Consider the following 20,506-nt stretch of genomic DNA (forward strand, 5'->3'; position numbering starts at 1 on the left):
TCAGGTCGATTTCGTCGCTCACGCGCCTGGTGTCCTTTGTCACTGCTCCTTTCACAATGGGGGCGCTGCGCCACTTGTGCAAGGGCAGGCGGCACGCGATCCTCGCCCAAACGTGACTTGGCATTTCAATGCAAACCAGCCATCTGGAAGGAATGATGACAAAGATACGCATGATGCTGGGCCTGATTCTGGGTCTTGCGGCACCTGTCGCCCAGGCCGGGCCGCTGGACGATGCGCTTGAGGCGCGGATTCTGCCTGGCTGGCGCATGGCCAACGGGCAGCACATGGCCGCGGTCGAGCTGCACATGGCCCCGGGCTGGAAGACCTATTGGCGCGCACCGGGCGATGCGGGTATTCCGCCCCGGTTTGACTGGCGCGGCTCGCGCAATCTGGGCGCGGTGGAACCGGTCTGGCCCACGCCCATCGTGATCGATCAGGGCGGCGTGCAGGTGATCGGCTACAAGGATCGGGTGATCCTGCCAATGCGCATCAGCCCCGAACGTGCGGGCAAGCCGGTACAGCTCAAGGCCAGCATCGATCTGGGGGTGTGCAAGGATGTCTGCGTGCCGATTACCCTGTCTCTCTCCGAAGCTCTGCCATCGAACGTCAGCAAACCCGACCCGCATATCACCGCGGCCATGGCCGACCGCCCCTATGCGCCCTCAGAGGCGGGTGTCGGGCAGGTGCGCTGCGACGTGTCGCCCATCGAGGACGGGCTGCGCCTGAGCGCGTCGGTCGCCATGCCCTCTGCCGGAGGCACCGAAGTGATGGTGGTGGAACTGGACAACCCGCAGATCTGGGTCAGCCAGGGCGATGCCCGACGCAACGGCGGGCGGCTGAACGCCGAGGCCGAGCTTTACCATGTGGACGGCCGGGCCTTCGCGCTCGATCGGTCCGCCGTGCGGATCACCGTGATCGGATCGAACTACGCGGTGGATATTCAGGGCTGTTCGGCGGGCTGAGACCGGCTGAGCCAGTGGCGCAGTCCGAGAACCGCAAACAGCCCCAGACTGATCGCCGCCGCGCCACCTGAGAACAGCACGAACCCTGCCGCCATCGGGTCTGACAGGGGCAACAGCCCGCTCAGGGCAGGTGGCAACGCTCCGGTAAAGATCACCTGGCCCATCGTTGCCGCCAGCCAGCCGAGCACCATCGCCAGCCCGGCACCAAGGGCGACCCGCACCGGCCCGGCGCGAAACCGCAGGCCCCGGCGCAGCGCCCGGATCATGCGGGCCACGTCACTCTGCATCGCCACCAGCGCCGGCACCATCAGCAGCACCAGGATCAGGCCAAAGCCCAGCCCATAGACCAGGGTGATCACCGTCGGCTTGAGAAACTGCGCCTGCTGCGACCGCTCGAACAGAAGCGGCGCAAGGCCCAGCACCGTGGTCAGCGTGGTCAGCAGCACGGGCCTGAGCCGGTCTGCCGCCGCGTCTATGATCGAGGGGATCAGGCCGCGATCCTTGGCATAGTCGTCAATCGTGGTGACCAGCACGATCGAGTCGTTGATGATGATCCCGGTCATCCCCAGGATACCCACGACCGAGAACATGCTCAGCGGTACATCCCATTGGTAATGCCCATAGATCGTCCCGACGAGTCCAAAGGGAATGATTGCCATCACAACCACAGGCCGGGTCCAGCTGGCAAAGACCCAGGCCAGCACCAGATAGATCCCCAGCAGCGTCAGCGTCAGCCCAAGCCGCGCGTCGTTGAGAAAATCATCCTCCTGCTCGCTCAGCCCCGAAAGACGCCACTCGACCTTCTGTTCGCTGGCGATGGTGGGCAAGATCTCTTCTTCCAGCGCCTGCGAAATGGCCGCGGCGCGCGCCGGATCGTCCTCGGCGATATCGCCGGTCACACTGATCAGGCGCAGCCCGTTCTCGCGCCGCACGGTGGAAAACCCGGTGCGCCGGTCCACGCTGACAATATCGGCCAGCGGGACGTATGCTCCGGCAGGCGTGCGCAACTGCATCCGCTCCAGGAAATCGGCGGTCAGCTCGCCCTCGGGCAGTTCCACCCGGATCGCGGCACTGCGCGGGCCCAGCGGATAGGTCGCCGCCTCGATCCCGCCCAGACGCGCCCGCAACACACGCCCCAGAGCGTCAATGGAAAAGCCAAGCGCCTGACCTTGCGGGGTCAGCTCCAGGATCAGCTCTTCCTTGTCATAGGCAAGGTTGTCTTCGACCGCCGACACCTCCGGAAAGCGCAGCAGCGCCGTTTTCAGCGCCTCCGAGGCGGCCTTCAGATCCTCCGCGCTCGCTCCGAAGAACTGCACATCAAGCGCATCTCCCCCCGGCCCCGACCGCCAGCCGCGGAAGCTGACCGTTTCGGCCAGCGGATGCTGGCGCACACGCTCCTGCAACTCTCCGACAAAGGCAAAGCTGGAATAGGGGCGCAGGTCGGCGTCGATCAGCTCGATCGATATCCCGCCCAGCAGGTCCGGGTCCTTGTTGTCCGCGCCCGACAGGCCGCGCCCGGCATTGCCGCCAATCTCGGCGATGACGAAATCAATCGGATTGGTCCCGTAACGCTCGGCATATTCCGCGCCCAGCTCTTCGGTTGCGCGCTGCATCTCGCGCATCATGGCCAGCGTGTCCGAGCGCTTGGCCGATGGCGCCATGATGAAATTTCCGGTGACGCTGCCGCGCTCGGGCGCGTTGAAAAACCGCCATTGCACATCGCCCTTGATAAACAGAGCCGCCTGGCTGGCCAGCACCAGCAGCAGACCGGCAAAGACCGGGTAGCGCGCCCAGATGACCCCGGCGATGAACGGCCGGAAAAGCCCCTCGCGCACCCGGCTAAAGCCAATGTCCACCCCGCGCGAGACCATGTCGACCCCGTGCCGGGACATGGCGAGAATGGCGCGCGTGCGCTGTGCCGGCGACAGGAACCAGAAGGACAGGATCAGCAGGACAATCCCACCACCCGCCGCGACAGCCGCATTCTGAAGCGTCAGCATATCGGCGTCGGCAAGCCATCCCAGCTGTGTCAGCCCCAGCACCCCACCGGCGAAAAACAACCCTGAAAACAGCGCGGTGACCAGCATCATCGAAAACATCGCCAGCCCCGCCCGCAGGCGGCTGAAACCCGCAGGGGCGCGCGGCTTCAGCGCATGCGACATATGATGCGGCAGGATCAGGAAACACTCCACCAGGCTGGCCACCAGCACGGCGATGACCGTGAACGGCATGTCGATGATCAGATCGCCAAACCGCCCGCCGATGAAGGTGAGGCCAAAAAAGGCGATCAGCGTGGTCAGCGTCGCGGAAAAGACCGGCAGCGCCATGCGTTGCGCCGCGCGTTCCGAGGCTTCCGACGGGCTCTCCTTCAGCTTGCGATAGCGCGCATCGGCATGCTCGCCCACCACGATCGCGTCATCCACCACGATCCCCAGCGTGATGATCAGCGCAAAGAGCGAGACCATGTTGATGGTCAGCCCGCCCACATACATCAGCGCAATCGCCGCCAGCATCGCCACCGGAATCCCCGCCGCGACCCAGAACGCCGTGCGCACGTTGAGGAACAGAAACAGCAGCGTGATCACCAGTCCGAGCCCCATCAGCCCGTTGTCGAGCAGGATGTTGAGCCGCCCTGAAATGGCCTCGGCCCGTTCCCGGATCAGCCGGACCTCCACCCCCTCGGGCAGGGTTTCCTCCATCTGGTCGGCGACCTCCTGCACCCGCCGCTGAATGCGGATGGCATCGCCCTGTTCACTGCGGTCCACCCGGATCGAGATGGCCGGCTGTTCGCCCACGAAATACCGGCGCTCCCGGGTGATCCCTTCTAGCCGCACCGTGGCAATATCGCCGATCGTCAGTTTCGAGCCATCGGGGTTGGAGCGCAGAACAATCCCGCTCAGTTCTGTCGGCTCGCGTTTTTCCACGCCGGTGCGCACCCTTGTGTCGGCCCCGCTGATGTCGCCCGCGGGGTCCGCATCCACCTCCTCGGCGATGGCGGTGGCAATCTCTCGCATGGTGATGTCATGCGAAATCAGGTTGGTCGACGGGACTTCCACGATGGTTTCGGGGGCCGCGACGCCGCGGATCGTGGTGCGCGTGACCCCGGCATTGAACAGCCGTGTCACCAGTTCATCGGCAAACAGGCCAAGCTGGTCGGCGCTCACCGGTCCGGTGATCACCAGGTCGGTCACCCGGTCGCGCCAGGCGCCGCGCTGCACTTCAGGCTCCTCGGCATCTTCGGGCAGGGTCGTGATCTGGTCGAGGGCGGCCTCCACATCGGCCAGCCCTTCGCTCATGTCCCAGCCCGGCTCGAACTCCAGCGAGATACTGGCGCGCCCTTCATTGCTGCTTGAGATCGACGCATTGACCCCGTTCACCGCCAAGAGGACCGGCTCGACCACCTGCATGATCGCGCGGTCCACATCTTCGGCCCCGGCGCCTTCCCATAAGATATTGATCGCCACCCGGTCGACGATCACATCGGGAAAGAATTGCGCCCGCATCTTCGGGATGGCCGCAAGCCCGAGCACGATCATCAGCACCAGAAGCAGGTTTGCCGCCGTGCGATGACGGGTGAAATAGGACAGCAGCCCGCCGGCCGAGCTGGGAAGCGCGCGCGCCATACCCTAGCCGCCGATCCGGCGTTCAAGCCGCTGCACGGTCTGCGCGGGCACCTGCGCCTTGGTCAGCTCATCCAGCAGGCTGGATTTGTCGTCGGGCGACATCTCCGCATCGCTCTCCACATAGGCAATCAGCCGCGCGCGGCGATCCTCGCTCAGCTCCAGCATCGCGGTGTCCGAGGGGGCGGCGTTGACTTCGGTGCGGTCCTCGTTGAGCAGGCGCACCTTGATCCCCTTGCCCAGCAGTGGCGAGCGGTCGGTCACCACGCGCTGCCCTTCCAACCCTTCGCCGCGCACCAGGATGTCATCGCCCTGACGGCGCAGGAGCGTCACCGGCAGCGCATCCAGCCGGTCTTCGGCATCCACCGTCAGCACCGTGCCATCGGCACCCAGCGCCGAAGAGGGCAGGCGCACCACCTCCGCCAGCGCGGGCTCCTCGATGCGCACGGTCACGAAGTCGCCGGGCTTCATCCCGCCGGGGCGGCTCATGCGCGCAAACAGCAGTCGGCCGGTCTGGCCATCCCCCACCGCCGCGCTGTCGCGGCTGATCACCGCATCCGTGGTCAGCTCAAGCCCGAACGCGTCCATGGTCACGCCCACCGGCGCCGCGATAAGCTGTCCTGCCTCGTCCAGAAGGCGCGCATATTGTGCCGTGGAAATGCGAAAGGCCACTTCCAGCGCATCCGGGTCGATCAGGCGGCCAAGCTGCTCATTGGCACTGACCAGCCGCCCCTCCACCACCGACACATCCGCCAGCGTGCCGCTGAATCCGGCCTTGATCTCGGTTTCCGCCAGGCGGCGCTGGGCCTCGGCCAGGGCGATCCGGCTGCGCGCCAGGCGGGTTGCCGCCTGATTGACCCGCGCCTCGGCCTGCGCCACGGCCTGCCGCGCGTTCAGAACGGTCTGACGCGCCTGTGCCGCGGCAAGCTCGGCGGTCTCGACCGTTGCAGTCGTACCGACCCCGCGCGCCTCAAGGTCGATCTGGCGCTGAAATGCGTTCTGGCGCAGCTCCGCCTGCTCCATCGCCGCCGCCAGCTCGTCCTGCGCCAGGATAAGGCCGCGATCGGCTTCGCCAATCTCGAACTGCGCGTCCAGAAGGTCGCTCTCGGCCCGGTCCAGCGCCGATTGCGCATCCGCCGGATCGACCCGGGCAAGAAGCTGCCCCGCCTTCACCTGTCCGCCTTCCTCGAACGCCTCCGAAAGCTCGACAAGCGTTCCGCCCGATCTCGCGCGTAGCTCCAGCTCCCGGCGGCTCTGGACCTCTCCAAAGGCCGTCAACACCGGCCGGATCGTCTCCAGCTTCGCCTCGGCCACATTCACCGCAAAGATCCGCTCGCGGCGTTCCGGCATTCTCGGCTCGGCATTGAGCCGTTCATCGACCGCGGAGAACACCATTTGCCCGGCATAGGCCATCAGCCCCAGGGTGAGGCTGAGCAGGAACAATCCGGTAAGGCTTTGGCGCAGGAAGCGCATGGCATCTGACCCTTTGAGCGGCCCGGTCCGGGGCCTTGCCGTTAATCTATACCGCAGAGGAAAAATGCCAAGCGGTCAGTGTTTTACGCAGGTCGGCGCTATTTCCGTCGCAGATGTTCGTCAAGCCTCGGCATGATCTCGACAAAGTTGCAGGGCCGGTGGCGGTAATCCAGCTGCCATTTGAGGATTTCGTCCCAGGCGTCCTTGCAGGCGCCGGGACTGCCCGGCAGGGCAAAAAGATACGTGCCGCCCGCCACGCCCCCCGTCGCCCGCGACTGCACCGCTGAGGTGCCGATCTTGGCCATGCTGACATGGGTAAAGACCGTCCCGAACGCCTCGATCTCCTTTTCATAGACATCGCGATGCGCCTCGACCGTCACATCCCGGCCGGTCAGGCCCGTGCCGCCGGTCGAGATCACCACATCCACCTCGGGATCCGCCACCCAGGCCCGCAATTGCGCTGCAATATCAGTGCGTTCATCGCGGACGATGCTCCGCGCGACCAGAGTATGCCCGGCCTCCTGCAACCGGCCGACCAGCACATCGCCCGAGCGGTCCTCGGCCAGCTCGCGGGTATCGCTCACCGTCAGAACGGCGATACGCACGGGGATGAACTCTTTGCTTTCGTCAATGCGGGACATGGCGCTCCTCAGGGTAGTTTAACGTTAAACCAATTTGGCGTGGGGCCAAGATTGACCACCTCCGTGGCCCCGATCCGGCCGCGCATGCCCCAGCTGTCATGGATATGGCCGCAAACCGCAAGGCGCGGTTGCAGCCGGTTGATGGCTCCGGCAATCGCTGCTGAGCCCACAGACAGCCCGGTCGAGGTGACATCGGCAATGCCCTTGGGCGGCGAATGGGTCACGAGGATATCCGCCGCCTCGCACCGCCCGAGCATGATTTCGGCATCCGCCTCCGTCATGTCGCAGGACCACTCGCCAAAAGGCGTCACCGGAATACCATAGCCCAGCCCGAACAGCCTGAGCCCGCCGATCTCGCAGCCGGTGCCATGCAGCAGAATCGCCTGCGCCGGACAGACAGCGGCCAGTTCATCGGCGCTTTCGGCATTGCCCGGCACGATCACCATCGGGGCCGTGATCCGGCTCAGCAGGTCCATCGCCTCAGCCAGCCCCTGCCGCATGTTGCAGAAATCTCCGGCTCCGATCACCAGATCGGCCTTGGCGCTCGCCTCAACCAGCAGCGCCGCCCGCCTGTGCGAATGATGCAGGTCGGAAAAGGCGAGGATCTTCATGCGCGTTCCCGCAGCCGCGCCTGCAGGCTCAGCAAATCCGCCCAGGCCTCGCGTTTCGCGGCCGGGTTGCGCAACAGGTAGGCGGGGTGAAACATCGGCAGGCAGGGTGTGCCATAGGCCTCGGCCCACTGCCCGCGCAGCCGGGTAATGCCGCGTTTTCCCAGCCCCGCCTGACACGAGATATTGCCCATTAAAACAATGAGTTCAGGCTTCACCAGCGCCACATGCCGCTCCACGAAGGGCTTGAGCATGGCGATCTCCTCGGGCTTCGGGTCGCGGTTCTGCGGCGGCCGCCAGGGCAGCACGTTGGTGATATAGACGGCCCTGTCGCCCGGCTCCGTGCGGCCCATGCCAATCGCGGCAAACATCTTGTCCAGAAGCTGCCCGGCCCGGCCCACAAACGGCTTGCCCTGAATATCCTCATCGCGCCCCGGCGCCTCGCCGATGATCATCACCCGCGCGCGCGCGTCGCCATCGGCAAAGACCAGATTGCGCGCCCCGCGCTTCAGCTCGCAATGCTCAAAGCTGGCCATCGCCGCCTGCAACCCGGCCAGATCCGCGGCACCTTCGGCCAGGCTGCGCGCCTCGGCCACCGCATCCACCGCAGGCTCCACCGCGGCCGCCGCAACCGGCGCCGCCGCCACAGCCTGCTTCACCGGGGCCTTGTCCTGCAGCTCATAGCGATTGATCGGCGCATCGCAAATCGCCTCCGTCGCCCCCAACTCGATCTGCCAATCGAGCAGCGCACGCGCGGTATGAGGGTCAAGGGTCGATTCCATGCGATGCAATCTAGCCTTGCGGCGCGGCAAGGGAAAGCACGGCTGATCTTGCCCCGCCCGCAAACCAAACCTATAACGCGCCAGACCAAGGCGGAGGCGGCATGACCTATTCACATCCTCACCTGCTCGGGATCGAGCCCCTCTCCCCGCCCGATATCACCGCCATTCTCGATCTCGCCGATCAATATGTCGATCTCAACCGCCGTGAGGTGAAACATGGTGACGCTCTGTCGGGCCTCACCCAGATCAACATGTTCTTCGAAAACTCCACCCGCACCCAGGCCAGTTTCGAACTGGCGGGCAAACGGCTGGGCGCAGATGTGATGAGCATGGCGATGCAGGCGAGCTCGATCAAGAAGGGCGAGACGCTGATCGACACGGCGCTGACGCTCAACGCCATGCATCCTGACCTGCTGATCGTGCGGCACCCGCAATCGGGGGCGGTGGATCTCTTGGCCCAGAAGGTCAACTGCGCGGTGCTCAACGCCGGTGACGGGCGGCACGAACACCCCACCCAGGCGCTGCTCGATGCGCTGACCATCCGCCGCGCCAAGGGCCGTCTGCACCGCCTTTCCATCGCGATCTGCGGCGATATCGCCCATTCCCGCGTGGCGCGGTCCAACATCCTGCTCCTGGGCAAGATGGAAAACCGCGTGCGCCTCATCGGCCCGCCCACGCTGATGCCCTCGGGCATTGCCGAGTTCGGCGTCGAGGTGTTCGAGGATATGGAGGAAGGGTTGCGCGACGTCGATGTCGTGATGATGCTCCGGCTTCAGAAAGAGCGCATGGATGGCGGCTTCATCCCGTCCGAGCGCGAATATTACCACCGCTACGGGCTCGATGCCGAAAAGCTGAGCCATGCCAAGCCGGATGCGATCGTCATGCACCCCGGTCCGATGAACCGCGGCGTCGAGATTGATGGGGAACTGGCTGACGATATCAACCGCTCGGTCATTCAGGAACAGGTCGAGATGGGCGTGGCCGTGCGCATGGCCGCGATGGACCTGCTGGCACGCAACCTCAGAGCGCGGCGGCAGGCCGAGGCGGCGGTGATGGTGTGAGCGACCGCTTTGACATATCCGCCAGCGAACGCGGGCTGGTGCGGCTCTTCGCGCTCGACCTTCCCGGTGAGGAGGTCGGCAAACTGCGCGAGGCTGATCTGGCCGCCATGCTGGGGGTTTCTGCGCTCGATATCGACCAGGTCGATCTCTTTTCCACCAGGGATCTCACCGGCCTGGGCCTCAGCGGGTACATGACCGAGGGTCTGGGCATCCCCGAGGCCGAGATCGCCCCCGACCGTGCCCGGCTCGATGCGCTCACCGGGCATCTGATGGTCGTGCGCTCCGCCGCCTTTCAGGGCGCGGCTGTCACGCTCACACCAAGGGCGCCACTGCGCTGGATCGGCACCTATACCGAAGAGAAGAGCCCGGTGAAGTTTGAGCCGCTCCCCTCCGCCGCGGCCGAGGGCCAAGTGGCCCCCACTGCCAAACCGCGCCCCTCCGATGCGGCCATGTCCGGCCGGGTCGCCATGGTCGCGCTCCTTGTGATCGCGGTGATCACCCTGGCCATGGTTCTGGTGGCCGCCTCATGACCGACAGCACCAGCTACGCCTTGCATCCTACGTCCGAGCTTGCGCCGGGGGAACAGGTGCTGACCTCGTTCCAGGCCGATCGCGGCACCTATATCCGCGATCATGCCTGGATGGCCGCCCTCGGCATGGCGGGCGGTATGCTCGTCCTCTGGGCGCTCGGCAATGCGCATGTCTGGACCGGGGCCGTGGGCGGGCTGGCGGCGATTGCCCTGCGCGGCTGGTATGTCGCCTCGGACGAGCTGGGCGTGCGCTGGGATCTGACCAATCAGCGGCTTCTGGGTCCGCAGACCCGCGCCATTGCGCTTGAGAATATCGCCCAGGTGCGCACCCTGGGCAGCGCCGTTCAGGTGATCAGCCGCACGGGCGAGAAATATCTGCTCAAGTATCAGGCAGACGCCAAATCCGTGCGCGCCCAGATCGAGGCCGGGGCCGGAGGGGCCGATGACTGACCAGAGCCCCAACACAGCTCAGCGCACCAAGCGCATCCGCATCCCGCAGGAGGCAGCGGCATGACCAAAATTCTTTTCACCAATGCCCGCCTGATCGACCCCGAACACGGCACCGACACACCCGGCTGGCTGCTGACCGACGGCGGCCGGATCAGCGCCACCGGCAGCGAGGCCGACACGCCAGAGGCGGACGAGCGGCACGATTGCAACGGCGCCTGCCTTGCGCCGGGCATCGTCGATATCGGCGTCAAGGTCTGCGAGCCGGGCGAGCGGCACAAGGAAAGCTACCGCTCTGCCGGGCTGGCGGCGGCCAGGGGCGGGGTCACCACGATGATCACCCGGCCCGACACGCTGCCTGCTGTGGACACGCCCGAGGTGTTGTCCTTCGCCCTGCGCCGCGCCAACGAGGCCGCCCCGGTCAACGTCCTGCCCATGGCCGCCCTCACCAAGGGCCGGGAAGGCAGGGAAATGACCGAAATCGGCTTTCTGATGGATGCCGGTGCTGTGGCCTTCACCGATTGCGATCATGTGATCACCAACACCAAGGTATTCTCCCGTGCGCTCAGCTATGCCCGCAGTCTGGGCGCGCTCGTCGTGGGCCATCCGCAAGAGCCGGGGCTGAGCGCCGGGGCGGCGGCCACCTCGGGCAAGTTCGCCTCGCTGCGCGGCCTGCCCGCTGTTTCGCCCATGGCCGAACGCATGGGGCTCGACCGTGACATTGCCCTGCTGGAGATGACCGGGGCCGCCTATCACGCCGATCAGATCACCACCGCCCGTGCTCTGCCCGCTCTGGAACGCGCCAAACGCAACGGGCTCAATATCACCGCGGGCACCTCGATCCACCACCTCACGCTCAACGAGTTGGACGTCGCCAATTACCGCACCTTCTTCAAGGTCAAGCCGCCCTTGCGGGCCGAGGACGACCGCCAGGCCATCATCGCCGCCCTGCGCGACGGGCTGATCGACGTGATCTCGTCGATGCACACCCCGCAGGACGAGGAAAGCAAACGCCTGCCCTTCGAGGAGGCCGCCTCCGGTGCGGTCGCGCTCGAAACGCTCCTACCCGCCGCCCTGCGGCTCTACCACTCGGGCGATCTTACGCTGGCGCAGCTTTTCCGTGCGCTGTCGCTCAACCCCGCCCGGCGGCTGGGGCTCAGCGCGGGTCGCCTTACCCCCGGCGCGCCCGCCGATCTTCTGCTTTTCAACCCTGACACCCCCTTTGTGCTCGACCGCTTCACGCTTCTGTCGAAATCCAAGAACACCCCGTTTGACGGCGCGCGGATGCAGGGTAAGGTTCTGGCCACCTATGTCGCCGGACGCAGCGTTTATGAGGCCCCCTGATGCCAGTGCTTGAAACCCCGCTTTTCCTGCTGCTGGTCTGGGCCGTGGCGGGCTATCTGATCGGCTCGGTCTCTGGCGGCATGGCGATGAGCCGGGTCTTCGGCCTCGGCAATCTGCGCGAGATCGGCTCGGGCAATATCGGCGCCACCAATGTGCTGCGCACCGGCAACAAATCCGCCGCCGCCGCGACGCTGCTCATCGACGCGGCCAAGGGCGCGCTGGTGGCGCTGCTGGCCTGGGCGATCTCGGGCGAGGATGCCGCGCAAGTGGCCGGGTTCATGGCCTTTCTTGGCCATTGCTACCCGATCTGGCTGGGCTTCAAGGGCGGCAAGGGCGTGGCGACATTCCTTGGCCTTTTGCTGGCGCTGGCCTGGCCGGTCGGGCTGGCCTGCTGCGCGACATGGCTCGCGGTGGCGGCGGCAACCCGCATCTCGTCCTTCGCGGCGATCTTTACCGCAGCGGTCAGCACGATCTGGATGGTCTTTCTCGGTCAGAGCCAGATGCTCGGCGTGGGCATCCTGCTGACGCTTCTGGTCTTCTGGCGCCACCGCGAGAATATCGCCCGCCTGCGCGCCGGGACCGAACCCAGGATCGGACAGAAATGACCACCGCCTTTCTGGCGGCGTTCGATGCGCTGCCACTGGGGAGCTTTACCGGCAGCTGTGCCGGGCGGCGATATGTGGTGACGCGCTCGGATTTCTCGGGCGGGGCCGCGCAGAAACTCGTGGCCGAAGAACTGGGCGGCGCGGATTACATCAGCCTCAACCTTTACCGACTGGCCTCCGGCGCGCGGCTCAAACCCTGCGAGATGCCCGAGGCGAAAGTCGTGGATTTCGTTCTCAACCTGCGCGCCGACTGACGGCCGGGCCGCGTTTTCTGCACAGAAAACGCCCTCGAAAATGTTCATTTTCGATCCCGGAATTTGTGCAAATTCCGCGCGCGCCCGGCGCTAGGCCTTGCCTGCCGCGTTCAGCGCCTGCGCCTTCAATGCCTCATAGAAGGGCAGATGATGCTCCAGACAGTCCAGCATGCGCGGATGCGTCTTTGCCATGGCTTCGAAATCCGCCCGCTGTTTCGCAACATCAGCCGCACTCAGCGGCCTGATCCCCGACGCGTTCGACACATCGCCATGCCAGCCCTCAACATGATCCCAATCCTCGGGCGCCGGGGTCTGCCAGTCAAAGGCGCGCTCGCGAAATGGCAACCCGATGATCTGCCACCAGGCGGTCATCATCCCGCGCGTGTCGCCGCGCACGTCATCGGCCTCCAGGATGACCGGTGCTTCTCCGCGTGTGACCAGGGCGTTGTAATGACGAAACTGCGCCTCGAGCCCGATCTCTTCCATCGTCGCATCCGGGTCGAGCTTGAAATAGGACAGGATCGAGGCCACCGGGTTACGGATCAGAAAGCTGTTGGTCAGCCGCGCCGAGAATTCCGCGTCTTCCAGCACCTGCTCATAGACGTAAAAGCTCATATCCTTGAAAAACACCGGCCCTGTCTCTGCGCGCCGCATAAGCATATCGCGGATCTCGGTATAGCTCTGGGGCTGATCCTCCTGCATGTCGAACATCGGAAACTGGCGCACCTGCCTGTGCACGTAATAATCATACATGAACGGCTCATGCGCACAGTCCAGATCGCCACGTTCGCGCATCACGCGCTCCATCGCCGTGGACATCGAACGCGGGTGCGACCAGAGCGCGAAAATGGGGTGCATGGGCGGGGCTCCTGATGCGGCTTTCTCCTCAGCTTAGGCAAATTGATCCTCACTGAAAAGTGCAGCGCCGATTGCCCCTCTGCCTTGACACCCCGGGTCCGCTTCGTCACCAAGGCCACACGGCAAGAGCGCAGGAGGCCCGCATGTCCATACCTCAATCCGGTGGCGGCCCCATCGAAGATCATTCCCAGCTCGCGGGGTATCTCGAAGCCGGGTGCAAACCCAGGGACGACTGGCGCATCGGCACCGAGCACGAGAAATTCGGCTATTGCAAGGATACGCTCAGGCCCATTCCCTATGCGGGCGAGCGCTCGGTTCTGGCGGTGCTCGAAGGGTTGCGCGACGGCCATGGCTGGGCCCCGGTGGAAGAGGCGGGCAAGCTCATCGGGCTGGAGAAGGACGGCGCCAATGTCAGCCTCGAGCCGGGCGGGCAGCTTGAGCTCTCGGGCGCACCGCTGGAGACCATCCACCAGACCTGCGACGAGGTGAACCAGCACCTTGCCGATGTGAAGGACATTGCCGACAAGGTCGGCGTGGGCTTCATCGGGCTTGGCGCGGCCCCGATCTGGACCCATGAGGACATGCCCCTCATGCCCAAGGGCCGGTACAAGCTGATGGACGCCTATATGCAAAAGGTCGGCACCATGGGCCGGTCGATGATGCGGCGGACCTGCACCGTGCAGGTCAATCTCGATTTCGGGTCCGAGGCGGACATGGTGCAAAAGCTGCGCATCGCGCTGGCGCTGCAACCCGTGGCCACCGCCCTCTTTGCCAACTCGCCCTTTTTCGAGGGCAAGCCCAACGGGCATAAATCCTGGCGCTCCCGCGTCTGGCGCGATCTCGATGCGGATCGTACCGGCATGCTGCCTTTCGTTTTCGAGGACGGCTTCGGCTTCGAGGCCTATGCCGAGTTCGCGCTCGATGTGCCGATGTATTTTGTTTATCGCGATGGTGAATATATCGACGCGCTGGGCATGTCCTTCCGCGACTTCCTGCGTGGCGAGCTGCCGGCCCTGCCGGGTGAGAAGCCGACGCTGTCGGACTGGGCCGATCACCTGACCACGATCTTCCCCGAGGCGCGGATCAAGAAATTCATGGAAATGCGCGGCGCCGATGGCGGCCCGTGGCGCAGGCTCTGCGCACTGCCCGCCTTCTGGACCGGACTGATGTATGACCAGAGCGCGCTCGATGCGGCCTGGGACATCTGCAAGGGCTGGGATGCGGAAACCCGCGAGGGCCTGCGCGTCGCGGCCTCGGAACAGGCGCTACAGGCCGAGGTTGGCGGCATCCGCATGCACGACCTCGCGCGCGAGGTGCTCAACATCTCCGAGGCAGGTCTGAAGGCCCGGGCGCGCCCCGGCGCGGGTGGCATGGTCCCGGACGAGACCCATTTCCTCAACGCCCTGCGCGAAAGCATCGACAGCGGCAAGGTGCCTGCCGATGAGCTGCTCGATCACTATCACGGCGATTGGAACGGCGATCTTACGCGTATCTACTCTGAGTTCTCTTACTGACGCAGGATGAGGCGCCCCAACACACGCCAGACATGCGCTTCGGTGTCATCCTCCGCCTGACCTGCGTTTCGCCCCCCACCGCTGCGCGCAGGGATCGCCGTGAGATGTCCACCCAAATCCGGCCGCGGTCGGTTGGGCCTTAACAAATCCCGAATTTTGTACAAAACAGGGGGTGATTTTGTACAAAACGTACAAAACTCCAGAAAGGCTGACCTCGCATGAAAATCGCCACCGCCGCCTATCCGCTCGACCCGCTCCGCTCCTGGGCCGATTATGCCGCCAAGATCGAGGCTTGGGTCGCTGACGCGGCCGGGCAGGGGGCTGAATTGCTTCTCTTTCCCGAATATGCCGCGATGGAGCTTGCGGCCCTCGACGGTGCCGATGTGGCCGCCGATGTGGAACGCTCGCTCCACGCTGTTTCGGCCCGGATCGGGGATGCGGATGATCTGCATGCCGATCTGGCTGCAAAGCATAAGGTCCATATCAGCGCAGGCTCCGCCCCGGTCTTCGACGGCACCCTCGGAAACCGCCCGGTGAACCGTCAGCGTCTCTTTTCGCCCACCGGCGGGCGCGGCTTTCAGGACAAGCAGATCATGACCCGCTTTGAGCGTGCACCGATGGATATGCTGCCCTGTGGCCCCCTCAAACTCTTTGACACAAGTCTTGGAAAGATCGGCATCCTGATCTGCTATGACAGTGAATTTCCTTTGCTCGGCAGAAGCTTAGCAGAGGCTGAGCTGCTGCTTGTCCCGTCCTGTACCGAAGCGCTTTCGGGCTATTGGCGGGTGCGGATCGGCGCGATGGCCCGCGCATTGGAAAACCAATGCGTCACGGTCATGTCTTCGCTCACCGGTCCCGGCAACTGGTGCGAGGCCGTGGGCGACACCACCGGCATGGGCGGCGTTTTCGGCCCGCCCGATACCGGGTTTCCGCCCAGCGGCGTCATTGCCGAAGGCACGCTGAACCACCCCGGCTGGACCGTTGCCGAGGTCGATCCGGCCGCCGTTGCCCATGTCCGCGCCGACGGCCAGGTGCTCAATCGCCGCCACTGGGACGAACAGCCCGCACCGGGTCACAGCGTCACATCTGAGCGATTGGGATGATAATTTCCTTGAAAAACTGCGCGAATAGCGCCATTTAGGCGCCATCCGGCCCCATCTCGGGGCCTGCAACACAGGAGAGACCATGGCCAAGGAAGATACGCTCGAATTTCCCGGTGTCGTGAAGGAACTCCTGCCGAATGCGACGTTCCGGGTCGAGCTTGAAAACGGCCATGAGATCATCGCACATACGGCAGGCAAGATGCGCAAGAACCGCATCCGTGTTCTGGCTGGCGACAAGGTGCAAGTTGAGATGACCCCCTATGATCTGACCAAGGGTCGGATCAATTACCGCTTCAAGTGAAACGGGTTTAACCCGTTGTAACTTATGAAGTTTATCCTCGGATCAGGCAGCCCGCGCCGACAGGAATTGTTGGCGCAGATTGGTGTTGTGGCTGACGATATCCGCCCGCCTGATATTGATGAAACCCCGCTGAAAGGGGAGCTGCCGCGCCCCTATTGCATCCGCATGGCGCGCGAAAAGGCCGCGGCCGTTAAGGCTGACCCGGACGATATCGTTCTGACCGCCGACACCACCGTGGCGCTCGGTCGGCGCATTCTCGGCAAGCCCGAGAACGAGGCCGAAGCCAAAGTGTTCCTGCGGGCCATGTCAGGCCGCCGGCACAAGGTGATCACCGCCGTGGCCCTGCGCCGGGCAGAGCAGCTCTGGGAGCGGGATGTTGTGACGGTTGTCAAAATGAAATCTCTTTCAGATCAAGAGCTTGACTGCTATATCGCCACAGGCGACTGGCGCGGAAAAGCCGGGGCTTATGGCATTCAGGGCCCGGCTGGCGCGCTGATTCCCTGGATTCAGGGGTCGTTTACCGCCGTTGTGGGTCTTCCGCTTGCCGAGACGGCAAATCTCCTGCAGGCCGCAGGCTATCCGCTCCATGAGGCTCGTCCATGAAAAACCGGCAAATCGCCCTTGATCACCTCGGTGAGACCGAAGCCGCGGCCCTTCTCGTCGATGGCCGCCTGCAGGACTTTCTGATCGACACGGATCAGCCACGCCCCGGAACGATCTATCGTGCCACCGCGACCCGCCCTTTGAAAGGGCAGGGGGGGATGTTCGTCACCACTCCGGATGGCCCCGGATTTCTGCGCCAGGTCAAAGGCTTGTCCCCCGGACAGCCAATCCTCTGCCAGGTGACGGGCTATGCTGAGCCGGGCAAGGCGCTCCCTGTTACGGCGCGGCTTCTGTTCAAGAGCCGCTATGCGATTGTCACGCCCGAGGCGCCGGGGCTGAATATCTCGCGCAGTATCCGCGATGACGATCGGCGCGACGCGCTCCTGGAGATCGCCCATGAGGAAATGGCCGGCAGCGATATGGGCCTGATCCTGCGGTCGTCATGCGCCGAGGCCGACGCGGACGACATTGCCGAAGATATCCGTGCGATGCATTCCATGGCGCAGGCGGTGCTTGCAGATGCAACCGGCGATGCCGAGCTGCTGGCCGAGGGTGACGGCCCGCACGCGCTGGCCTGGCGGGAATGGGTGGAACCTGCTGAAATCGCAACGCAATCCGGCAGCTTTGAGGCGCTGGGCGTGCTGGACCAGCTTGACGAGCTGGGCAGTGATCTCGTGCGACTGGGGTCGGGGGCGATGTATATTGAACCCACGCGCGCGCTCATTGCCGTGGATGTAAACACGGGCGGTGACACCTCTCCCGCCGCTGGGCTCAAGGTCAACCTGGCCGCAGCGAAGGAACTGCCCCGGCAATTGCGGTTGCGTGGCCTGGGCGGGCAGATCACCCTCGATCTGGCGCCGATGGTCAAGAAAGACCGCCGCGCCTTCGAAAGCGCGCTGCGCACCGCGTTCAAGGCTGATCATGTCGAAACGGCCCTTGTCGGCTGGACGCCTTTGGGCCATTTTGAGCTGCAACGCAAACGCGATCGCCTGCCGCTGAAGGGAAGATTGGCATGAGTTGCCCGATCTGTAGCAAACCGACGGAAACGGCCTTTCGCCCGTTCTGCTCCAAGCGCTGCGCCGATGTGGATCTGGGAAAGTGGCTGGGCGGAGACTATGCCGTTGCCTCGACCGACCCGGAAGATTTCGAGAAGGCGCTTGAAGAGATCGAGCGCCTGCCGCCCGAGGTCGACAAACTGCATTGAAAAAAGTGTCAAACCCCTCTGGACAGGGACATTTCCCTCGCCTAGAACGCCAGCACCCGAACGCCCCCGTGCGTTCACCCGTGCCCGGGTAGCTCAGGGGTAGAGCAGTGGATTGAAAATCCTCGTGTCGGTGGTTCGATTCCGCCCCCGGGCACCATTCAATTATATGATATTGCTCGATATTCATTTCCGAGACTTTCATGGTTTGACAGGTTTCTGGAAGGGTTTGACAACTTTTGATCTGCGTTCGTTCTCCTTTTCCAGCGTCTCCATCTTTATCCGGTTGCGGTCCGCTAGGTTCGCAGACCGGGAGTAGTGGCGGGCCATAGACGGGGTTTTCTGCCCGAGCAGGTCTGCAATCTGGCGTTCCTCAAGCCCCGCCTCACGTAGCGTCGTGGCCACCGTATGCCGCAGCCCCTTGAGGGTCAGGCCGGGTTGAACAGCTTCCTCGGCTTCCAGCTTCTTCTTGAAGCGGTGCCAGACCGTCGAAAAGCCGTTATACGTCCAAGGCCTCCCAGCGGACGTTGCAAGGATCGTCACCGCGTCGTGGATCGGTGCTGCGTCTAGAGCCTTTTGCAGCGTTGGGCCGATGGGAATGGCAACCTCTTCGCCGGTCTTGCCCCGGAAGCCCCAGATCGTGTCGGCGTCGATTTGGCGACGGGTCAGCTTGAGTGCATCGGACGGATCAAGGCCAGTGTTCATGATCAGCGCGACCGCCGCCCGGACGTGGGGCGCGGCCCTTTCCAGCACGACGGCACGTTCCTCAACCGTCCAGGGCCGGTTGGCATAGGGCCGATCCTTCGGACGCGGCTTGGGAATGACGTCCGCTGCATAGTCTCGATCGATCAATCCTTTCGGAATGACATGGCGGAAAACTTGGCTCAGGACGGTGCGGACCATGTTTGCCCGCCGCCAGCCGATCTTGCGCGCCGCCTTGTCATGGATGCCCGACACAAGTGGCGTGGTGATTGCGGAAACCGGCGTGTCGCGGATCGGGTGCAGGAAATCAGCGCATTTGCGATAGTCGCGCTTTGTGGCATCTGCCAGATTGCCAAAGTGCTCAGTCTGGAAATAGGTATTTAACAATCCACCAAGAGTGCCGGGCTTGGGGGCCTGCGCTTTCTTCGTCTCAGCAATAGCCGCAATGCGGGCGCATTCTGCGAAAAACTCAGCCGATCCCAGCGGTGTCTTTTCCAGGTTAATCTTGTGGCCCGTGGCGCGATGATAGCAGCGCCGTTTTCCGTGCCGGTCATTGAAAATCTTGAAACCCTTTACCCTGATTTGCGTCATTACAACTTCCCAAGAATGGCTTCTTGCGTGGCCATCTCAGCTCCTTCCTTCATCGTATCAATCCAGCGGTCCAAGTCGCGCTTGTCCCATGACTTAGTGCCCAAGCGAATTTCGAGCGGTTGCACCGGGCAAGTTGTCTTGAAGTATTTGATGGGTAGGCCGGTGTATGCCGCTGCCTCTGTCTGGCTCAGCAAACGCTTTTCAAGGACGCAGATGTTTAGGTTTGCATTAGCCATTAGTGTGGTCTCGCGATTTTGGCAGCCATGCCATACTCCGCCAAGAAGTGTGGGTCGTGGGCGTGTTGCCTGCAAAGGTCATGCGCCCGCCTCTATATTGGAGCCTGAATGCAGGTCTTGGCCGACGCGATACTCCTGAACCGCGGCGTCAACCTCCGCTTCATTCCAATATACGCGACGGCCCATTTTCATTGGTGCTGGCAAGCGGCCGAGTTTCACGTCACGATACAAGCTGGTCCGTGACCGACCGCCGAGTTTCGCAGATAGCTGTTCGAAGTTGATGAAGTTCATTCTGACGCTCCATGTTCCGTCATGGAGCATCAAAGCATAGATTGCCTTAGCAGTGCTATACACTCAGAATAAATTTGAACGTACATCGAGGGCACGCAAGATCACTTCTTACTCTTATCGCCGGGAATGTGGTTCAGCGGATGAACTTGTGGGTGCATCTTTAAGATAGCCCCGACGTGCGGGGGAACGTCATCGCTTTCTATTCCAAACAAGCTGCTTTCGTGTCCCCGTAGTCCCAAGTCTATTTCGACCTCCCAGCGACCCCAAGGGACTGGCGGTTTGCGCCCTGAACGATCCCGCCGAATTGTCTGGCTGGCCGCCTCGAAGTCTGTATCCTTCAGCCCTTCTCTGGCATACCGCAAAGCATCCAGATATCCTCCTCCGGGCCATTGAATCAGGTCTTCGAACCATAGCTTGATCGTCTTCCGTGGCATCCATTTGTAAAGGAATGGGAGCCTCTGCCAGGCGCGGACGTACTGGTAGGCAGAAGCGCGAACGGTTTGGCGAAAGCTAGTCTTTAGACCTGTGAGATAGAGTTGCTCGGGATCGTGCAACCCGTCAATCTTGCCGCAGAGGAGCTTTGCATATCGATCACTGAAAGTGTGATGAGCCCATGCTGGCAGTGGAGCCAGCCCGTCTCTGGATGCCTTGAGGGCTTGGAGCGGCGCGAGCAAGTCTCCTTTGTCAAAGCAATTTTGAAGTGCCTTTAGTGTTGCTTCGCCACCCCAGGGGATTTCAATCTTCTGACCGTTTTGCACTTCTTGTCCTTACCGCCACCTT

General features: G+C 63.6%; 23 protein-coding genes and 1 tRNA gene. 14 read left to right on the top strand and 10 right to left on the bottom strand.

What is annotated here, in order from left to right; translation table 11 throughout:
* Nucleotides 1-155: 155 nt before the first annotated feature.
* Nucleotides 156-962: a protein-disulfide reductase DsbD domain-containing protein gene (locus EI983_RS02305; protein ID WP_343038623.1), complete on the top strand. Its 807-nt coding sequence runs from the start codon at nucleotides 156-158 to the stop codon at nucleotides 960-962.
* Here the strand turns inward: EI983_RS02305 and EI983_RS02310 are convergent.
* The 5 genes from EI983_RS02310 to EI983_RS02330 all read right to left on the bottom strand — a co-directional run bounded on the left by EI983_RS02310 (nucleotide 941) and on the right by EI983_RS02330 (nucleotide 8,086).
* Nucleotides 941-4,585 carry an efflux RND transporter permease subunit gene (locus EI983_RS02310; RefSeq protein ID WP_157705677.1) on the bottom strand — a complete coding sequence of 1,215 codons (3,645 nt, stop codon included), beginning with the start codon at nucleotides 4,583-4,585 and terminating at the stop codon, nucleotides 941-943. The two genes, EI983_RS02305 and EI983_RS02310, sit on opposite strands and share 22 nt — an antisense overlap.
* 3 nt (nucleotides 4,586-4,588) lie before the next feature.
* Complete coding sequence (locus EI983_RS02315) at nucleotides 4,589-6,055, bottom strand: efflux RND transporter periplasmic adaptor subunit (RefSeq protein WP_157705678.1); 1,467 nt, start codon at nucleotides 6,053-6,055, stop codon at nucleotides 4,589-4,591.
* Between the two features lie 98 nt (nucleotides 6,056-6,153).
* Nucleotides 6,154-6,696 (bottom strand): molybdenum cofactor biosynthesis protein B, encoded by a 543-nt coding sequence (moaB, locus tag EI983_RS02320; protein ID WP_157705679.1) that lies wholly within the window; start codon nucleotides 6,694-6,696, stop codon nucleotides 6,154-6,156.
* A gap of 8 nt (nucleotides 6,697-6,704) precedes the next feature.
* Nucleotides 6,705-7,307 carry a metallophosphoesterase family protein gene (locus EI983_RS02325; protein ID WP_157705680.1) on the bottom strand — a complete coding sequence of 201 codons (603 nt, stop codon included), beginning with the start codon at nucleotides 7,305-7,307 and terminating at the stop codon, nucleotides 6,705-6,707.
* A complete protein-coding gene (locus EI983_RS02330) occupies nucleotides 7,304-8,086 on the bottom strand; it encodes a uracil-DNA glycosylase (RefSeq protein ID WP_157705681.1) in 783 nt (260 codons plus the stop codon). Before EI983_RS02330 ends, EI983_RS02325 begins: the two co-directional genes overlap by 4 nt.
* A gap of 101 nt (nucleotides 8,087-8,187) precedes the next feature.
* Between EI983_RS02330 and EI983_RS02335 the strand changes: the two genes are divergently transcribed.
* Genes EI983_RS02335 through EI983_RS02360 form a run of 6 tightly spaced genes read left to right on the top strand, consistent with a single transcriptional unit; the run spans nucleotide 8,188 to nucleotide 12,326 of the window.
* Nucleotides 8,188-9,147 (top strand): aspartate carbamoyltransferase catalytic subunit, encoded by a 960-nt coding sequence (locus tag EI983_RS02335; protein WP_157705682.1) that lies wholly within the window; start codon nucleotides 8,188-8,190, stop codon nucleotides 9,145-9,147.
* Nucleotides 9,144-9,677, top strand: coding sequence for a hypothetical protein (locus tag EI983_RS02340; protein WP_157705683.1), 534 nt, complete (start codon nucleotides 9,144-9,146; stop codon nucleotides 9,675-9,677). Before EI983_RS02335 ends, EI983_RS02340 begins: the two co-directional genes overlap by 4 nt.
* Entirely contained in the window at nucleotides 9,674-10,126 is a 453-nt protein-coding gene (locus EI983_RS02345) for a hypothetical protein (protein ID WP_157705684.1), read from the top strand. Before EI983_RS02340 ends, EI983_RS02345 begins: the two co-directional genes overlap by 4 nt.
* Before the next feature lie 60 nt (nucleotides 10,127-10,186).
* Nucleotides 10,187-11,467 (top strand): dihydroorotase, encoded by a 1,281-nt coding sequence (gene pyrC / locus EI983_RS02350; protein WP_157705685.1) that lies wholly within the window; start codon nucleotides 10,187-10,189, stop codon nucleotides 11,465-11,467.
* Entirely contained in the window at nucleotides 11,467-12,072 is a 606-nt protein-coding gene (plsY, locus tag EI983_RS02355; RefSeq protein ID WP_157705686.1) for a glycerol-3-phosphate 1-O-acyltransferase PlsY, read from the top strand. Before pyrC ends, plsY begins: the two co-directional genes overlap by 1 nt.
* The gene (locus EI983_RS02360; protein WP_157705687.1) at nucleotides 12,069-12,326 is read left to right on the top strand and encodes a hypothetical protein; all 258 of its coding nucleotides are present in this window, start codon (nucleotides 12,069-12,071) and stop codon (nucleotides 12,324-12,326) included. The genes plsY and EI983_RS02360 overlap by 4 nt, the downstream gene beginning before the upstream one ends.
* Nucleotides 12,327-12,416: 90 nt before the next feature.
* Here the strand turns inward: EI983_RS02360 and EI983_RS02365 are convergent, their stop codons facing one another.
* Nucleotides 12,417-13,184: a sulfotransferase-like domain-containing protein gene (locus tag EI983_RS02365; RefSeq protein WP_157705688.1), complete on the bottom strand. Its 768-nt coding sequence runs from the start codon at nucleotides 13,182-13,184 to the stop codon at nucleotides 12,417-12,419.
* 143 nt (nucleotides 13,185-13,327) lie between these two features.
* Between EI983_RS02365 and EI983_RS02370 the strand changes: the two genes are divergently transcribed.
* The 7 genes from EI983_RS02370 to EI983_RS02400 all read left to right on the top strand — a co-directional run bounded on the left by EI983_RS02370 (nucleotide 13,328) and on the right by EI983_RS02400 (nucleotide 18,066).
* Entirely contained in the window at nucleotides 13,328-14,698 is a 1,371-nt protein-coding gene (locus EI983_RS02370; RefSeq protein ID WP_157705689.1) for a glutamate--cysteine ligase, read from the top strand.
* 218 nt (nucleotides 14,699-14,916) lie between these two features.
* The gene (locus EI983_RS02375) at nucleotides 14,917-15,801 is read left to right on the top strand and encodes a carbon-nitrogen hydrolase family protein (protein WP_157705690.1); all 885 of its coding nucleotides are present in this window, start codon (nucleotides 14,917-14,919) and stop codon (nucleotides 15,799-15,801) included.
* Between the two features lie 82 nt (nucleotides 15,802-15,883).
* Nucleotides 15,884-16,102, top strand: a complete 219-nt coding sequence (gene infA, locus EI983_RS02380) for a translation initiation factor IF-1 (RefSeq protein ID WP_005978431.1) — start codon at nucleotides 15,884-15,886, stop codon at nucleotides 16,100-16,102.
* A gap of 24 nt (nucleotides 16,103-16,126) precedes the next feature.
* Nucleotides 16,127-16,705 (top strand): Maf family protein, encoded by a 579-nt coding sequence (locus tag EI983_RS02385; RefSeq protein WP_157705691.1) that lies wholly within the window; start codon nucleotides 16,127-16,129, stop codon nucleotides 16,703-16,705.
* Nucleotides 16,702-17,721, top strand: coding sequence for a ribonuclease E/G (locus EI983_RS02390; protein ID WP_157705692.1), 1,020 nt, complete (start codon nucleotides 16,702-16,704; stop codon nucleotides 17,719-17,721). The genes EI983_RS02385 and EI983_RS02390 overlap by 4 nt, the downstream gene beginning before the upstream one ends.
* Nucleotides 17,718-17,909: a DNA gyrase inhibitor YacG gene (locus tag EI983_RS02395; RefSeq protein ID WP_157705693.1), complete on the top strand. Its 192-nt coding sequence runs from the start codon at nucleotides 17,718-17,720 to the stop codon at nucleotides 17,907-17,909. The genes EI983_RS02390 and EI983_RS02395 overlap by 4 nt, the downstream gene beginning before the upstream one ends.
* Before the next feature lie 82 nt (nucleotides 17,910-17,991).
* Nucleotides 17,992-18,066, top strand: a tRNA-Phe gene (locus EI983_RS02400).
* 41 nt (nucleotides 18,067-18,107) lie between these two features.
* Here EI983_RS02400 and EI983_RS02405 read toward each other — a convergent pair.
* The 4 genes from EI983_RS02405 to EI983_RS02420 form a co-directional block, all read right to left on the bottom strand.
* Nucleotides 18,108-19,199, bottom strand: coding sequence for a tyrosine-type recombinase/integrase (locus EI983_RS02405; RefSeq protein ID WP_157705694.1), 1,092 nt, complete (start codon nucleotides 19,197-19,199; stop codon nucleotides 18,108-18,110).
* A complete protein-coding gene (locus EI983_RS02410) occupies nucleotides 19,199-19,435 on the bottom strand; it encodes a hypothetical protein (RefSeq protein WP_157705695.1) in 237 nt (78 codons plus the stop codon). The genes EI983_RS02405 and EI983_RS02410 overlap by 1 nt, the downstream gene beginning before the upstream one ends.
* Before the next feature lie 78 nt (nucleotides 19,436-19,513).
* Nucleotides 19,514-19,726 (bottom strand): helix-turn-helix transcriptional regulator, encoded by a 213-nt coding sequence (locus EI983_RS02415; protein ID WP_157705696.1) that lies wholly within the window; start codon nucleotides 19,724-19,726, stop codon nucleotides 19,514-19,516.
* 101 nt (nucleotides 19,727-19,827) lie between these two features.
* Nucleotides 19,828-20,484 (bottom strand): hypothetical protein, encoded by a 657-nt coding sequence (locus EI983_RS02420; protein ID WP_157705697.1) that lies wholly within the window; start codon nucleotides 20,482-20,484, stop codon nucleotides 19,828-19,830.
* Between the last annotated feature and the right edge of the window lie 22 nt (nucleotides 20,485-20,506).

The sequence above is a fragment of the Roseovarius faecimaris genome (assembly GCF_009762325.1).
GTDB lineage: Bacteria > Pseudomonadota > Alphaproteobacteria > Rhodobacterales > Rhodobacteraceae > Roseovarius > Roseovarius faecimaris.